15 protein-coding genes are annotated in these 13,742 nt (G+C 72.5%); 8 read left to right on the top strand and 7 right to left on the bottom strand.

The window, feature by feature from the left end; all coding sequences use genetic code 11:
• Positions 1–162 precede the first annotated feature (162 nt).
• The 4 genes from fabG (at position 163) to ung (ending at position 4,273) form a co-directional block, all read left to right on the top strand.
• Positions 163–924 carry a 3-oxoacyl-ACP reductase FabG gene (gene fabG / locus OG965_RS09065; protein ID WP_371650991.1) on the top strand — a complete coding sequence of 254 codons (762 nt, stop codon included), beginning with the start codon at positions 163–165 and terminating at the stop codon, positions 922–924.
• A gap of 17 nt (positions 925–941) precedes the next feature.
• Positions 942–1,709, top strand: a complete 768-nt coding sequence (locus OG965_RS09060) for an SDR family oxidoreductase (RefSeq protein WP_371650989.1) — start codon at positions 942–944, stop codon at positions 1,707–1,709.
• Between the two features lie 235 nt (positions 1,710–1,944).
• Complete coding sequence (locus OG965_RS09055; RefSeq protein WP_371656891.1) at positions 1,945–3,480, top strand: ABC transporter substrate-binding protein; 1,536 nt, start codon at positions 1,945–1,947, stop codon at positions 3,478–3,480.
• Between the two features lie 109 nt (positions 3,481–3,589).
• Positions 3,590–4,273, top strand: a complete 684-nt coding sequence (gene ung, locus OG965_RS09050; RefSeq protein WP_371650987.1) for a uracil-DNA glycosylase — start codon at positions 3,590–3,592, stop codon at positions 4,271–4,273.
• A 64-nt stretch (positions 4,274–4,337) separates the two neighbouring features.
• On the opposite strand, the gene OG965_RS09045 is transcribed toward ung, so the two are convergent.
• The 3 genes from OG965_RS09045 to OG965_RS09035 all read right to left on the bottom strand — a co-directional run bounded on the left by OG965_RS09045 (position 4,338) and on the right by OG965_RS09035 (position 6,020).
• On the bottom strand, positions 4,338–4,808 hold the full coding sequence (locus OG965_RS09045) for a hypothetical protein (protein WP_371650985.1): 471 nt from the start codon (positions 4,806–4,808) through the stop codon (positions 4,338–4,340).
• A 138-nt stretch (positions 4,809–4,946) separates the two neighbouring features.
• Positions 4,947–5,390, bottom strand: a complete 444-nt coding sequence (locus tag OG965_RS09040; protein WP_371650983.1) for a hypothetical protein — start codon at positions 5,388–5,390, stop codon at positions 4,947–4,949.
• Between the two features lie 108 nt (positions 5,391–5,498).
• The gene (locus OG965_RS09035) at positions 5,499–6,020 is read right to left on the bottom strand and encodes a DinB family protein (RefSeq protein ID WP_371650981.1); all 522 of its coding nucleotides are present in this window, start codon (positions 6,018–6,020) and stop codon (positions 5,499–5,501) included.
• 136 nt (positions 6,021–6,156) lie between these two features.
• Here OG965_RS09035 and OG965_RS09030 point away from each other — a divergent pair, with 136 nt between their 5' ends.
• Positions 6,157–7,062 (top strand): Gfo/Idh/MocA family protein, encoded by a 906-nt coding sequence (locus OG965_RS09030; RefSeq protein WP_371650979.1) that lies wholly within the window; start codon positions 6,157–6,159, stop codon positions 7,060–7,062.
• On the opposite strand, the gene lnt is transcribed toward OG965_RS09030, so the two are convergent.
• Complete coding sequence (gene lnt, locus OG965_RS09025) at positions 6,986–8,590, bottom strand: apolipoprotein N-acyltransferase (protein ID WP_371650978.1); 1,605 nt, start codon at positions 8,588–8,590, stop codon at positions 6,986–6,988. The two genes, OG965_RS09030 and lnt, sit on opposite strands and share 77 nt — an antisense overlap.
• A 148-nt stretch (positions 8,591–8,738) precedes the next feature.
• Entirely contained in the window at positions 8,739–9,224 is a 486-nt protein-coding gene (locus OG965_RS09020) for a nuclear transport factor 2 family protein (protein ID WP_371650977.1), read from the bottom strand.
• A 109-nt stretch (positions 9,225–9,333) separates the two neighbouring features.
• Between OG965_RS09020 and OG965_RS09015 the strand changes: the two genes are divergently transcribed.
• Positions 9,334–10,131: a crotonase/enoyl-CoA hydratase family protein gene (locus OG965_RS09015; RefSeq protein ID WP_371650975.1), complete on the top strand. Its 798-nt coding sequence runs from the start codon at positions 9,334–9,336 to the stop codon at positions 10,129–10,131.
• A gap of 22 nt (positions 10,132–10,153) precedes the next feature.
• Here OG965_RS09015 and OG965_RS09010 read toward each other — a convergent pair whose 3' ends face one another.
• A complete protein-coding gene (locus tag OG965_RS09010) occupies positions 10,154–11,032 on the bottom strand; it encodes an undecaprenyl-diphosphate phosphatase (protein ID WP_371650974.1) in 879 nt (292 codons plus the stop codon).
• Between the two features lie 120 nt (positions 11,033–11,152).
• Positions 11,153–11,968 carry a TVP38/TMEM64 family protein gene (locus OG965_RS09005; protein WP_371650972.1) on the bottom strand — a complete coding sequence of 272 codons (816 nt, stop codon included), beginning with the start codon at positions 11,966–11,968 and terminating at the stop codon, positions 11,153–11,155.
• Between the two features lie 306 nt (positions 11,969–12,274).
• Between OG965_RS09005 and OG965_RS09000 the strand changes: the two genes are divergently transcribed.
• Positions 12,275–12,409, top strand: coding sequence for a hypothetical protein (locus OG965_RS09000; protein ID WP_371650970.1), 135 nt, complete (start codon positions 12,275–12,277; stop codon positions 12,407–12,409).
• Between the two features lie 100 nt (positions 12,410–12,509).
• Complete coding sequence (gene tuf / locus OG965_RS08995) at positions 12,510–13,679, top strand: elongation factor Tu (RefSeq protein WP_371650968.1); 1,170 nt, start codon at positions 12,510–12,512, stop codon at positions 13,677–13,679.
• Positions 13,680–13,742 lie beyond the last annotated feature (63 nt).

Genomic DNA, 13,742 nt, shown 5'->3' with positions numbered 1-13,742 from the left:
CGTCGTCCGCCCGGAGGGCGGGCCGCGCGGGTGTGACCTTCGCCGGGGGATCCGTGGGCCGTTGACACCGGGTGCCAGGGCTTCTAGCGTCTCGTCTGCTGAAGCTACTAAGCGGTTGCTCAGGGACGAGGAGCCGCGGATCCCCAGGGCGAGGAGAACAGCATGTCCACCACCGAGCAGCGCGTAGCCATCGTGACCGGGGCGGCCCGGGGCATCGGCGCCGCGACCGCCGTCCGGCTCGCGGCCGAGGGCCGCGCGGTCGCCGTACTCGACCTCGACGAGGCGGCCTGCAAGGACACCGTCGAGAAGATCACGGCGGCGGGCGGCAGGGCGATCGCCGTCGGCTGCGACGTCTCCGACAGCGCCCAGGTGGAGGCCGCCGTGGCGCGCGTCGCCGCCGAGCTCGGGGCGCCCACCATCCTCGTCAACAACGCGGGCGTCCTGCGTGACAACCTGCTCTTCAAGATGAGCGAGTCCGACTGGGACCTCGTGATGAACGTGCACCTCAAGGGCGCGTTCCTGATGGCCAAGGCCGTCCAGAAGCACATGGTGGACGCCGCCTGGGGCCGTATCGTCTCGCTCTCCTCGTCCTCCGCGCTCGGCAACCGCGGCCAGGCCAACTACTCCGCGGTCAAGGCCGGCCTCCAGGGCTTCACCAAGACCCTCGCCAAGGAGCTCGGCAAGTTCGGCGTCACCGCCAACGCCGTCGCCCCCGGCTTCATCGTCACCGAGATGACCGCGCAGACCGCCGCCCGGGTCGGCATGGGCTTCGAGGACTTCCAGGCCGCGGCCGCCACCCAGATCCCCGTGCAGCGCGTCGGCAGGCCCGAGGACATCGCCAACGCCATCGCCTTCTTCACCGGCGACGACGCGGGCTTCGTCTCCGGCCAGGTGCTGTACGTGGCCGGCGGACCCCTCAACTGAAGCCGGGAGAACACATCATGACGGACATTCAGCTCCCCGAGCTCTCCGGCAGGGTCGCCCTGGTCACCGGCGCCAGCCGGGGCATCGGCTACGGCGTCGCCGAGGCGCTGGTCGCCCGCGGCGACCGCGTCTGCATCACCGGCCGGGGCGAGGACGCCCTCAAGGAGGCCGTCGAGCGGCTCGGCGCGGACCGGGTCATCGGCGTCGCCGGGAAGGCTCATGACGAGGCCCACCAGGCCGTCGCGGTGGAGCGCGCCATGGAGGCCTTCGGCCGGGTCGACTTCCTGGTCAACAACGCGGGCACCAACCCGGTCTACTCCCCGATGGCGGAGCTCGACCTGAACGTGGCGCGCAAGGTGTACGAGACCAATGTGATCTCCGCGCTCGGCTTCGCCCAGCAGACCTGGAAGGCCTGGCAGAAGGAGAACGGCGGCGCGATCGTGAACATCGCGTCCGTCGCCGGCCTCGCCCCCTCGCCCTTCATCGGCGCGTACGGGATGAGCAAGGCGGCCATGGTCAATCTGACCCTCCAGCTGGCGCACGAGTTCGCGCCGGACGTGCGGGTCAACGCCATCGCCCCGGCGGTGGTCAAGACCAAGTTCGCGCAGGCGCTCTACGAGGGCCGCGAGGAGGAGGCCGCCGCGGCCTACCCCCTCAAGCGCCTCGGGGTGCCCTCCGACATCGGGGGCGCGGTCGCGTTCCTCACCTCCGAGCAGTCGGCCTGGGTGACCGGGCAGACGCTGGTGGTCGACGGAGGGCTGTTCCTCGGCGCGGGCGTGCACTGACGCGCGGGTGCGCCGACGCGCGTACGCGCGCGTGCGTCGCGTAGGGTGATCTTGATACCGGTGAGTAGTCGCCCGGTTTGCCCCTCAATACCCCAAGTGCCCCGTCTGGTCATTCAGTTGACCGGGCGGGGCGCTGCGGTATGGTCTGCCGACTCATGGCGGAACGAGGAGCGTGCACGTGTTCAACCGGACCATATGCCTGCGCACCACCGCGGCCCTTGCGTCCATATCGGCGATGTCCCTGCTGAGCGGCTGCGGACTGCTCTCGGGGAGCGGTTCGGATACCGAACAGACGATCAAGGTCGGCACGGTGAGCGAGCCGAGCACCCTCGATCCGGCCGCTTCCTGGGACGGCTCCTGGGAACTCTTCCGTAACGTCTTCCAGACGTTGCTGTCCTTCCCGACCGGCAGCAACGCGCCGCAGCCGGACGCGGCGGAGAACTGCCAGTTCAAGGGCGCCGGCAGCCGTACGTACCAGTGCACGCTGCGCAAGGGCCTGGAGTTCTCCAACGGCGACAAGATCGACGCCGCGGCCGTGAAGTACTCGATCGACCGCATTGTGAAGATCAATGTGAAGGCGGGCCCCAAGGGCCTGCTCACCAGCCTGGACCGGGTCACCGCCGACGACGAGCGGACGGTCACCTTCCATCTGAACAAGCCGGACGCGACCTTCCCCTTCGTGCTCGGCGCGCCCGCCATGTCCATCGTGGACCCCAAGTCCTACCCGGCGAACGCGCTCCGCGACGACGGCGGGCTCACCGGCTCCGGCCCGTACACCCTGGAGTCGTACCGGGCGGGCGACCGGGCCGAGCTGAAGAAGAACTCCCACTACGCCGGGTTCGCGCAGCTCAAGAACGACGCCGTCTCGATCCGCTACTTCAAGGACTCCGCCGCCATGGTGGACTCCCTCAAGAAGAAGCAGATCGACGTCACCTACCGGGGCCTGACCGCCGACGAGGTCGTGGACGTCCAGAACGAGAAGGCCGCCGGCAAGGAGCTCCAGCTGGTCGAGACGGTCGGCACGGAGATCCGCTTCCTGGTCTTCAACCCCAAGGACCCGCTCGCCGCCAATCCGGCCGTACGCAGGGCCGTCGCCCAGCTCGTCGACCGGGAGGCGCTGGTCGCCAAGGTCTACAAGGGCACGGCCGAGCCGCTGTTCTCGATGGTGCCCAAGGGTGTGGCCGGGCACACGGTGAGCTTCTTCGACACCTTCGGCGCCCCCAGCGTCCCCAAGGCCAAGTCCATCCTGCGCAAGGCCGGGATCACCGACCCGGTGCCGCTCACCCTCTGGTACACGACCGACCGGTACGGCTCGTCCACGGCGCTGGAGTTCGCCGAGATCAAGCGGCAGCTGGAGGCCTCCGGGCTGTTCCAGGTGACCCTGCAGAGCCGCCCCTGGAAGGCGTACACCCAGGGGATGCAGGCCGGTGAGTACCCCGTCTTCGGGCGCGGCTGGTTCCCCGACTTCCCGGACCCGGACAACTTCATCGCGCCGTTCGTCGGCAAGGAGAACGCGGTCGGCACCTCGTACGAGCCCAAGGAGATCGTCGATCAGCTGATCCCGCAGACCCGCGAGGTCTCCGACCGGGGCGCGGTCAGCAAGAAGTTCGAGCGGGCCCAGGACGTGCTCTCCGACGATGTGCGGCTGCTGCCGCTGTGGCAGGGCAAGCTCTATGTCGCGGCCAGCGAGGAGATCGCCGGCGGCGAGCGCGCCATCGACCCCCAGACGGTCATGTGCATGTGGGAGCTGCACCGCAAGACCAGCTGGTAGGAGGCCCGGCGGGACGGGCGCGGCAGGCGTTGTCAGTGGCGGCCGGTAGGTTTTTCGGTACCTCGCACCGCAGGGTGCGGGAACCGAACGTCCCACGGAGGTTGTTGACGTGACCGACATCGCCATGCTGCCCGAGTCCTGGCGCGGCGTCCTCGGCGAGGAGCTCCAGAAGCCGTACTTCAAGGAGCTCACCGACTTCATCGAGGAGGAGCGGGCGAAGGGTCCCGTCTATCCGCCGCGCGAGGAGGTCTTCGCCGCCCTGGACGCGACTCCGTACGACAAGGTGAAGGTCCTGGTCCTCGGCCAGGACCCGTACCACGGCGCGGGCCAGGGCCACGGGCTGTGCTTCTCGGTGCGGCCGGGCGTCAGGACGCCGCCGTCGCTGCGGAACATCTACAAGGAGATGAAGGAGGAGCTCGGCCACCCGGTGCCGGACAACGGCTATCTGATGCCGTGGGCCGAGCAGGGTGTCCTGCTGCTCAACGCGGTGCTGACCGTCCGCGAGGGCGAGGCCAACTCCCACAAGGGCAAGGGCTGGGAGAAGTTCACCGACGCGGTGATCCGCGCGGTCGCCACCCGCCCGGACCCGGCGGTCTTCGTGCTGTGGGGGAACTACGCGCAGAAGAAGCTCCCCCTGATCGACGAGGAGCGGCACATCGTGGTGAAGGGTGCCCACCCCTCGCCGCTGTCGGCCAAGCGGTTCTTCGGCTCGCGGCCCTTCACCCAGATCGACGAGGCGGTCGCGGCGCAGGGCCACGAGCCGATCGACTGGCGCATCCCCGACCTGGGCTGACCCGCCTCGGGGCGCCTGCGCGGCGGGACCCGCGGGCGCCCGTCGGCCGCGGGCGCTCAGGCACTCAGATGCCGTCGAGCCGCAGCTCCAGCCGGTCGAGCGCCGCCCGGATCCCGTTTCCGTACGCGTCGTCCGCGAGCGCGTCCAGGGCGGCGTGCGCCCGGTCCAGATGGATGCGGGCGGCGTCCGGGCGGTGCAGCTTCACATAGTCCGCCGCCAGGTTCAGATGCAGCGACGGGTAGAAGGCCCGGACCGCGAGCGAGGCGTGGTGTGCGTCGAGCCGGTCCTGGCCGAGCCCGTCGGCGGCGGCCAACGCCCGCAGGTCCCAGGCCAGTTCGTCGCCCGCGTCGTCCTGTGCGTCCGCCATGTAGTGCGCCAGCGTGCAGCGGTGCAGCGGATCGCCGTGCTCGCCGATCTCCGCCCAGATGACGCCGAAGCGGTTGCGCGCCTCCTCCCGGTCGCCGCCGTGCAGGAGCATCAGCGCCTGGCCGATCCGGGTCATGACGACGTCCTCCGACGCCTCCTGCTGCTCCATCACTGCGGCCTCCGCGAGCCTTGCGTACGCATCCGGTCGCCTTGACGCTAGCCGCCCGCACCGACAATCGGGCTTCGGCGCGGCCCCCGGGCCTGTCGCGGACGTGCCGGGGCCCGCCGCTACTTCTCGCTCGTTCCCCTACTTCCCGTACGCCCCCTCGCAGATGCGTGCTTCAGGGCTGTCCGGACGCCAGCCGCCCAGTGACCTGCCCAGGTCGCAGACGTCGTCCCCGATGATCGGCGCGGGCTTCGGCACGTGCGGCACATGCGGCACGGCCGGGTGTGGTGCGGGGTGCGGGCGCGGCGGCGCCGGGTGGGCGCGCGGGTGCGGATGCGGGGCGGGGGCGGGATGCGCGGCCGGGGCCCGGGGCTCCGGGGCGGGCGGCAGTGCCGCCTCCAGTGCCTCGCGGGCGGGGGCCTGGACGATCTGGGGCCGGACGTTCCGGTCGGCCTGCTCGCTGGTCCGGCGCTCGGGCGCCGCGGGCGGTCCCGGGGCGGGACCGTGCGGGACGCTGACACATCCGGAAACGGCCAGGGCGGCCACCCCGACGAGAAGCCTCGCTGTGGTTCGTGTTCGGTGCACCCGCTCAACTCTGCTGGGTGCGGGGCCCGTTGTGCGCGCGTGCGGGCCGGGATTGGCCCGCACGAGTGACGGCGGAGGGTGACGGCGGACGGCGCCGTCGGCGCTGGGTCAGTCGCCGGTCGTGCCGTCGACGCCCTCGCGCAGCAGGTCGGCGTGGCCGTTGTGGCGCGCGTACTCCTCGATCATGTGGGTGTAGACCCAGCGCAGGTTGAAGTGCTGCCCGCCGCGCGAGGTGCCGGCGCTCAGGTCGTCGAGCGTGTGCCCCTCGGCGTGGGCGCGGGCCTTGGCGATCTCGCCGCGCCAGGTGGCGAGCGCCTCCTCGAAGGTGTCCTCGGGGCCGGGGTGGAAGTCGCCGTCCGGGTCCTCGTCGGTGTAGTAGTGCGGCGCGCCCTGCTCGCCGCCGAAGACATTGCTGAACCAGTGCTGTTCGACCTCGGACATATGCCGCATCAGGCCCATCAGGGTGAGCCCGGAGGGCGGCATCGAAGCCGTCCTGAGCTGCTCGTCGGTGAGCCCCGCACACTTCAGGGCGAGGGTCTCGCGGTGGTACTCCAGCCAGCCCACGAGCATCGACAGCTCGTCGGCGTCGAGGGCGGGTTCCTGGCGTTCGGGCGTCTCGGTCGTCGTCATGGCGGCCATCCTCACGGATCGCCCCCGCCACCGCCACGGGATATCGGGCGCCGTTCCGCGCCGTCCGGCAGCCGTTCCGCCCCACGTATGCTGACCAGGCAAGGAAGCAGGAAACCGGACGGCGACAGGAGACTTCGTGAAGGTCGGCTGCATCGGACTCGGGGACATCGCGCAGAAGGCCTATCTGCCGGTCCTGACCACCCTGCCGGGGGTGGAGCTGCATCTGCAGACCCGCACCCCCGCCACTCTCGCGCGGGTCGCCGACACCCACCACGTCCCACTCGCGCAGCGCCACACCGAGCTCGACGCGCTCCTCGCGCAGGGCCTCGACGCGGCCTTCGTGCACGCGCCGACCGCCGTGCACCCGACGATCGTGACCCGGCTGCTCGAAGCGGGCGTGGCGACCTACGTCGACAAGCCGCTGGCGTACGAACTCGCCGACTCCCAGCGGCTCGTGGAGCTCGCCGAGGAGCGCGGTGTGAGCCTGACCGTCGGCTTCAACCGGCGGCTCGCGCCCGGCTACGCGCAGTGCGCCGAGCACCCGCGCGAGCTCATCCTGATGCAGAAGAACCGCGTCGGGCTCCCCGAGGACCCGCGCACGCTGGTCCTGGACGACTTCATCCACGTCGTGGACACCCTGCGCTTTTTGGCGCCGGGGCCCGTCGAGCACACGGTCGTACGAGCCCGGGTGCGCGAGGGACTGATGGAGCACGTCGTCCTCCAGCTCTCCGGCGACGGCTTCACCGCCATCGGCACGATGAACCGGATGAACGGCTCCACCGAGGAGATCCTGGAGGTCTCCGGACAGGACACCAAGCGGCAGGTGCTCAATCTGGCCGACGTCGTCGACCACAAGGGCCAGCCGACCGTGCGCCGGCGCGGCGACTGGGTTCCGGTGGCCCGCCAGCGCGGCATCGAGCAGGCCGTGCACTCCTTCCTCGACGCCGTACGGGCCGGGAAGCTGGTCAGTGCACGGGACGCTCTTGCGACGCACGAGCTGTGCGAGCGGGTGGTACGGGAGGCTCTGGAGCAGGCCTCCTGAGCGAGCGCCGCCCCGTGAAGGCGCAGTACGCGGCGAGGACCAGCAGCGCCGCGTACACCGCCCAGTCGCCGAACCGGACGTAGAGGGTGGTGCCGTCGGCGAGCGGCACGTCGTAGACCCCGGCCGTGCTGCTTGTGGTGCCGAGCCAGTGGCCGATCCGCCGGCCGTCCGGGCCGTACACCGCGCTGATCCCGGTGAGCGTGGCGTGCACGGCCGGGCGGCCCGTCTCGGCGGCGCGCAGCGCGGCGAGCGAGGCGTGCTGCGCGGGCGCCCAGCTGTGCTGGAACGACGACGTCGACGACTGGGCGACGATCAACCGGGCGCCCTCGCGCACCAGATGGCGGCTCATGTCCGGGAACGCCGACTCGAAGCAGATCACCGGACCGATCCGCAGCCCGTCCGGCAGCGTCATCACCACCGGCGTCGAGCCCCGGCGCCGGTCCTCGCCCGCGGCCTTGCCGACGGAGGTGGCCCAGCCGAGCAGCGAGCGGGCCGGGATGTACTCGCCGAACGGCACCAGCCGCATCTTGTCGTAGCGGTCGCCCGTCGGCCCGTCCGGCCCGACCAGGACCGAGCTCTTGAAGATCCCCGGCCGGTCGGCGCGGCGGGCGTCCACGTTCACCAGGATGTCCGCGCCCACCGCCCGCGAGAGCGCGGTGATCCTGGCCGCGAGGTCCGGCCGGGCCGTCAGGTCGGAGCCGACGCTGCTCTCGCCCCACACCACCAGGTCCACGTCCCGCCCCGCCAGTTCCCGGGTCAGGGCCTCGCTGCGGGCGAAGCGGGAGCCGCCGCTCTCGTACATGCCCGGCTGGACGACGGCCACCCGCACCCGGCCCGCCCGTTCGGGACGCGGCGCCCATGCCCACACGGCCCCGGCGGCGACGGCCCCGGCGAGCACCGCGGCCACCACGGGCGTACGCGCCGGGCGGGAGACGAGCAGCACCGTCACCGCGACGTTGGCGGCCACCACGAACAGGCTCACCAGCCAGACCCCGCCGACCGAGGCGAGGCGCAGCGCCGGAGCCACTTGCCACTGGCTGGAGCCGAGCACCCCCCACGGGCCGCCCAACCCCTGCCAGGAGCGGACCAGTTCGACCATCAGCCAGCCCGAGGGCAGCACCGCGAGCGCGGCCGTCGCGCGCAGCGGCGAGGGCCTGCCCGCGCCGGGACCGCCGAGCGTCGAGCGCACGAGGACGCCCCACGGCGCCCACAGCAGCCCCAGGAGCGCGGCCAGGACGACGATGAAGACGGTCAGGCTCGGCATCAGCCAGTGGTGCACCGCGAGCATGAACCCGGTGCCGCCCAGCCAGCCGTCGAGCGCGGCCCGCCGCCCGTCGCGGGCCGAGCGGATCAGCAGCAGCCACGGCACCAGCGCGACGTACGCGAACCACCACAGGCCCGGCGCCGGGAACGCCAGGGCCGGGAGCGCGCCGGCGAGCAGCGCCGCCGTGCCCCGCCACCACCGCGACACCATCAGACGGTGGCGCAGCCCCGTGAGAGCGTGCCGCAGCCCGACCGGAACCCGCATGCCACGCCTCCTCGCCCCGCCCATGAGCGGTGGCTTCCGCCCGGGCGTGTCCCCAGTGTGCGCCCTCAGTGTGCGGCAGCGGGGCGGCCGCGCCCAGATGGCCCGCGCGCCCGGCGAGTCCGCCCCGTCGTGCGCCCGTACGCCCCGTTCAGTCCGTGCCGAGCGCCCCCGACACATGCCGCCACTTCTCGTGCACGGTCACCTCGCGCAGCCGCCAGCCCGCGTCGGTGCGCAGCACCGAGAACGCGTACCGGCCGCCGGAGACGAAGTTGGGCTCCACCGGCCCGCCGTCGCCGTCGTCCTGCGCGCCGAACCGCATCGGATTGAGGTAGTCGGCCCGCACCTGAGCCCGGTCGCCGGGATAGCCGCCGAGGTCCTGGAGGGTGAGCAGCCGGTTGACGATCAGGTGCTGGCGGACCGGGAAGAGCCGCATGGTCTCCGCGAGCCAGGCCGCGACCTCGGCCGCCGGCCCCTCCACACCGCCCGCCATCCGGTAGTCGGCGCGCCCGTCCGGAGTGAACAGCTCCCCGTACGCGGACCAGTCGGCGTCGTCGACGGCGGCCGCGTAGCCCGTGACGAGTTCATCGATGGCGAGCCGGTCCATCACGGTCGAGAGTTCCACACGCTGGGTCATCGCCACAGTCTCCGGCAGCGGGCGCGGGGGGCCAAGGGCCCCGACGGCCGACAACCTGGACGGCCCCGCTCTTGTGGGCGCCGGGAGGCGCGTGCTACCGGTGGGCGCCATGACCGTACCGAGCGAATCCGCCGCCTCCGCCCGTGCCTGCGTCCGCAGCGAGCGCAGCGGCCCCGTCACGACCGTGGTGCTCTCCCGCCCCCACGCGCGCAACGCCGTGGACGGGCCCACCGCCCGCGAGCTCGCCGACGCCTTCCGCGCCTTCGAGGCCGACGACGAGGCGGCGGTCGCGGTGCTCTGGGGCGAGGGCGGCACGTTCTGCGCGGGCGCCGACCTCAAGGCCATCGGCACCGAGCACGGCAACGCGGTGACCGAGGACGGCGACGGCCCGATGGGCCCGACCCGGATGCGCCTGACCAAGCCGGTGATCGCGGCGATCTCCGGACACGCCGTGGCGGGCGGCCTGGAGCTGGCGCTCTGGTGCGATCTGCGGGTGGCCGAACAGGACGCGGTCTTCGGCGTCTTCTGCCGCCGCTGGGGCGTCCCGCTGATCGACGGCGGTACGGTACGGCTGCCTCGGCTGATCGGCGCGGGCCGCGCGATGGACCTGGTCCTCACCGGCCGCCCGGTCGACGCGGCCGAGGCGCTCTCGATCGGCCTCGCCGACCGGGTGGTGCCGAACGGCACGGCCCGCGCGGCGGCCGAGAAGCTGGCGTCGGAGATCGCGGCCTTCCCCCAACTCTGCCTCCGCGAGGACCGCCTCTCCCTCCTGGAACAGGAGCCCCTGCCCGAGCCGGAGGCCCTGCGCAACGAACTGGCCCACGGCATACGGTCGCTGGAGCGGGCGGGGGAGGGGGCGGCCCGGTTCGCGGGGGGTGCGGGGCGGCATGGGGTGTTCGGGGAGTGAGGTACGCCTCCCCGGGCCCGTGTCAGCCGCCCGAGACCTCCCCCGCGTGCGGGCTGAGGACATCGGCTCCGACCAGGGCGAAGAGGACGATGCCGAGCAGGATGCGGTAGACGACGAACGGCATGAAGCTCTTGCTGGAGATGAACTTCATGAACCAGGCGATGACGACGTATCCGACGCCGAACGCGATCACCGTCGCGAAGAGCGTCTCGGCCATCGGGGCCTGGCCTTCGCCGCCCGCGTCCTTGAGTTCGAAGACGCCGGACGCCAGTACCGCCGGGATGGCGAGCAGGAAGGAGTAGCGGGCCGCGGACTCACGGGTGTAGCCCATCAGCAGGCCGCCGCTGATGGTGGCGCCCGAGCGGGAGACGCCCGGGATCAGGGCCATGGCCTGGCACAGGCCGTAGACCAGGCCGTCCTTGACGCTCAGGTCCTGGAGCGACTTGCGCTGCGTGGCCGCGCGGTGGCGGCCGCCCGCCTCGTCCCGGGCGGCGCGGCGGTCGGCGATGCCGAGGACGACGCCCATCACGACCAGCGTGGTGGCGATGACCCGCAGATCGCGGAAAGTGGTGTCGATCTGGTCCTTGAGGACGATGCCGAGCACACCGATCGGGATCGAGCCGACGATGACCAGCCAGCCCATCCGGGCGTCCTGGTCGCCGCGCATCCGCCGGTCGGTGAGCGAGCGGAACCACGCCGAGATGATCCGGACGATGTCCTTGCGGAAGTAGATGAGGACGGCCGTCTCGGTGCCGATCTGCGTGATCGCGGTGAACGCCGGTCCCGGGTCCTGCCAGTCGGCGAAGGCCGCGGTGAGGCGGAGGTGCGCGCTGGAGGAGATCGGCAGGAACTCCGTCAGCCCCTGGACGAGCCCGAGTATGAACGATTCGAACCAAGACATGGGGCGTGGGCCATCCCGGGTGCTGAAGACGGTTGCGGGCGCGACGATCCGACGGTCGGTGTGATGGTGTGATCGACGGCCGGTCGGAGGGCAGCGTACAGGCCGGAGATGAAGCGGGAGTTATGCGGTCCGGTCGGGCGCGGGCGGGGCGACGGGCGCCTGCGTGGTGGCGGGGGTGGGTGCCTCCGGCCCGGCGGGTGCCCCGGACAAGGATGCCCCCGGCGTCTCCGCCCGCCCGCTCAACCGGTGCCGCTTTCGCCACGCCACCGCCGCCGCGCCCAGGCCCGACACCGCGATGAACGCCATCGCGATCAGGAAGACCGGCGAGGTCGGGGAGGCGGCCCGGCTGCCCGCGACCACGTACGCCGCCGTGTTCGGCACCGAACCGAGGCCCGTGGCGAGCAGGAACGGCAGCCAGCCCATCCGGGAGACCGCCGCGCAGTAGTTGGCCGCCGCGAACGGCACGCCGGGGAAGAGCCGGATCGCCATCATCGACCGGAATCCGTGCCTGCTGAGCTGGCCGTCCGCCGCCTTGAGCCAGCGGCCCCGCAGCAGCGGCCGCAGCGCGTCCTGGCCGAGCACCCGGCCGAGACCGAACGAGATCCCGGCGCCGAGCACCGTCCCGGCGAGCGCGGACGCCAGGCCCGCCTGCGACCCGAAGATCGCGCCCGCGGCCAGGTTGAGCAGCGGGCGCGGTACGAACGCCGCGGTGCACAGGCCGTACGCCACACCGAACAGGACCACCGCGGCGCCGCCGCTCAGCCGGTGCGGCCAGCCGTCGGCGAGCAGCCGCTGCGGTTCGAGGAGCAGCACGGTCGTGGCGGCCGCCGCGAGCACCAGCACCAGGAGGGCCAGCCGCGTCCAGGGCGAGAGCAGGGCCCTGGTGCAGCGCACGGCGAGCCCGGCGGACGGTCGGGCGACTAGGTCGTCGAGCATCCGGGGAGAGTAACCGACCGGGGCATGTGATCGCCGTAACGGGCGTCGCCTTATGGCCGTAGGCGGGGCGAACGCCGTCCGGATCCGAGAGGGATGAGCCCCGCCGGGAACGCCTGCGGCGAGCTCCGCCCACGCGCCGGGCACGCCACGGCGCCGCGACACGGGCGGCCCGGCCGTGCGCTCGCCGGAAGACGCGGGTGCCGGAAGCGGCACCGCCCGCCAAGGCCCCGCCTCCAAGCCCCGCCCCAACTCCCCACCACCGAAAACCATTCGACGCCCGCCCCCCGCCGGGGAATGATCGGCAGCATGTTCCGGCACGCCTTCCCCGCAGCGCCGTCCGCAGTCGCGGACGCGCCGAAGGCTGCCCTCGCCGCAGCGGCGATCGCCGCCATCGCGGCAGTCGCCGCTGACGCGGCGCCCCTCGGCGGCGCCCGAAGCTGACCCTTCCCGGAGAGACCGGCGGACCCCGCAGGGGGAGGGTCGGCCGGATCCAGGGGTCCCGTCGCAGCTTCGAGCCATTCGGTATTTGAGGGACACAGCCATGTCCAAGACGGCATACGTACGCACCAAGCCCCACCTCAACATCGGCACGATGGGTCATGTCGACCACGGCAAGACCACGTTGACCGCCGCCATCACCAAGGTCCTCGCCGCGCGCGGCACCGGCACGTTCGTCCCGTTCGACCGGATCGACCGGGCGCCGGAGGAGGCCGCGCGGGGCATCACCATCAACATCGCGCACGTCGAGTACGAGACCGACACCCGCCACTACGCCCACGTCGACATGCCCGGGCACGCCGACTACGTCAAGAACATGGTCACCGGCGCCGCCCAGCTGGACGGGGCGATCCTCGTCGTCTCCGCGCTCGACGGGATCATGCCGCAGACCGCCGAGCACGTCCTGCTCGCCCGCCAGGTCGGCGTCGACCACATCGTGGTCGCGCTCAACAAGGCCGACGCGGGTGACGAGGAGCTGACCGACCTGGTCGAGCTGGAGGTCCGCGACCTGCTCTCGGCGCACGGGTACGGGGGCGACTCGGTGCCCGTCGTCCGGGTCTCCGGGCTGAAGGCGCTGGAGGGCGACCCGCGCTGGACGGCGGCGATCGAGGCGCTGCTCGACGCGGTCGACACCTATGTGCCGATGCCGGTCCGCTACACCGACGTACCGTTCCTGCTGCCGGTGGAGAACGTGCTGACCATCACCGGCCGCGGCACGGTCGTCACCGGCGCCGTGGAGCGCGGCACGGTCCGCGTCGGCGACCGGGTCGAGGTGCTCGGCGCGGACTTGGAGACGGTCGTCACCGGTCTGGAGACCTTCGGCAAGCCGATGGAGTCCGCCGAGGCCGGGGACAACGTGGCGCTGCTGCTGCGCGGGGTGCCCCGCGACGCGGTGCGGCGCGGCCATGTGGTCGCGGCGCCGGGCAGCGTCACGCCGAGCCGCCGCTTCACCGCGCGGGTGTACGTCCTGTCGGCGCGCGAGGGCGGGCGGACCACCCCGGTCGCCACCGGCTACCGCCCGCAGTTCTACATCCGTACCGCGGACGTGGTCGGGGACGTCGACCTCGGCGAGGCGGCGGTGGCGCGCCCCGGCGACACGGTCACCATGACCGTCGAGCTGGGCCGGGACACTCCGCTGGAGCCCGGGCTCGGCTTCGCGATCCGCGAGGGCGGACGCACGGTCGGCGCCGGGACGATCACCGGCCTCCTCTGACCGGCGGCCGAACCCCGACCCGCGGCCGAACGGGCCCGCCTCCTCCGGCACCCCCGGCGGAGG

Source organism: Streptomyces sp. NBC_00224 (genome assembly GCF_041435195.1).
GTDB lineage: Bacteria > Actinomycetota > Actinomycetes > Streptomycetales > Streptomycetaceae > Streptomyces.
This window is presented reverse-complemented; position numbering and strand designations above follow the sequence as displayed.

What these genes read in the sequence shown, in the direction of transcription:
- OG965_RS09060 (WP_371650989.1), top strand. Translation starts at nt 942, where the DNA reads ATGACGGACATTCAGCTCCCCGAGCTCTCCGGCAGGGTCGCCCTGGTC.
- OG965_RS09045 (WP_371650985.1), bottom strand. Translation starts at nt 4,808, where the DNA reads ATGGAGCAGCAGGAGGCGTCGGAGGACGTCGTCATGACCCGGATCGGC.
- OG965_RS09000 (WP_371650970.1), top strand. Translation starts at nt 12,275, where the DNA reads ATGTTCCGGCACGCCTTCCCCGCAGCGCCGTCCGCAGTCGCGGACGCG.
- lnt (WP_371650978.1), bottom strand. Translation starts at nt 8,590, where the DNA reads ATGCGGGTTCCGGTCGGGCTGCGGCACGCTCTCACGGGGCTGCGCCAC.
- OG965_RS09035 (WP_371650981.1), bottom strand. Translation starts at nt 6,020, where the DNA reads ATGACGACGACCGAGACGCCCGAACGCCAGGAACCCGCCCTCGACGCC.
- OG965_RS09005 (WP_371650972.1), bottom strand. Translation starts at nt 11,968, where the DNA reads ATGCTCGACGACCTAGTCGCCCGACCGTCCGCCGGGCTCGCCGTGCGC.
- OG965_RS09015 (WP_371650975.1), top strand. Translation starts at nt 9,334, where the DNA reads ATGACCGTACCGAGCGAATCCGCCGCCTCCGCCCGTGCCTGCGTCCGC.
- fabG (WP_371650991.1), top strand. Translation starts at nt 163, where the DNA reads ATGTCCACCACCGAGCAGCGCGTAGCCATCGTGACCGGGGCGGCCCGG.
- OG965_RS09010 (WP_371650974.1), bottom strand. Translation starts at nt 11,032, where the DNA reads ATGTCTTGGTTCGAATCGTTCATACTCGGGCTCGTCCAGGGGCTGACG.
- OG965_RS09055 (WP_371656891.1), top strand. Translation starts at nt 1,945, where the DNA reads ATGTCCCTGCTGAGCGGCTGCGGACTGCTCTCGGGGAGCGGTTCGGAT.
- OG965_RS09020 (WP_371650977.1), bottom strand. Translation starts at nt 9,224, where the DNA reads ATGACCCAGCGTGTGGAACTCTCGACCGTGATGGACCGGCTCGCCATC.
- tuf (WP_371650968.1), top strand. Translation starts at nt 12,510, where the DNA reads ATGTCCAAGACGGCATACGTACGCACCAAGCCCCACCTCAACATCGGC.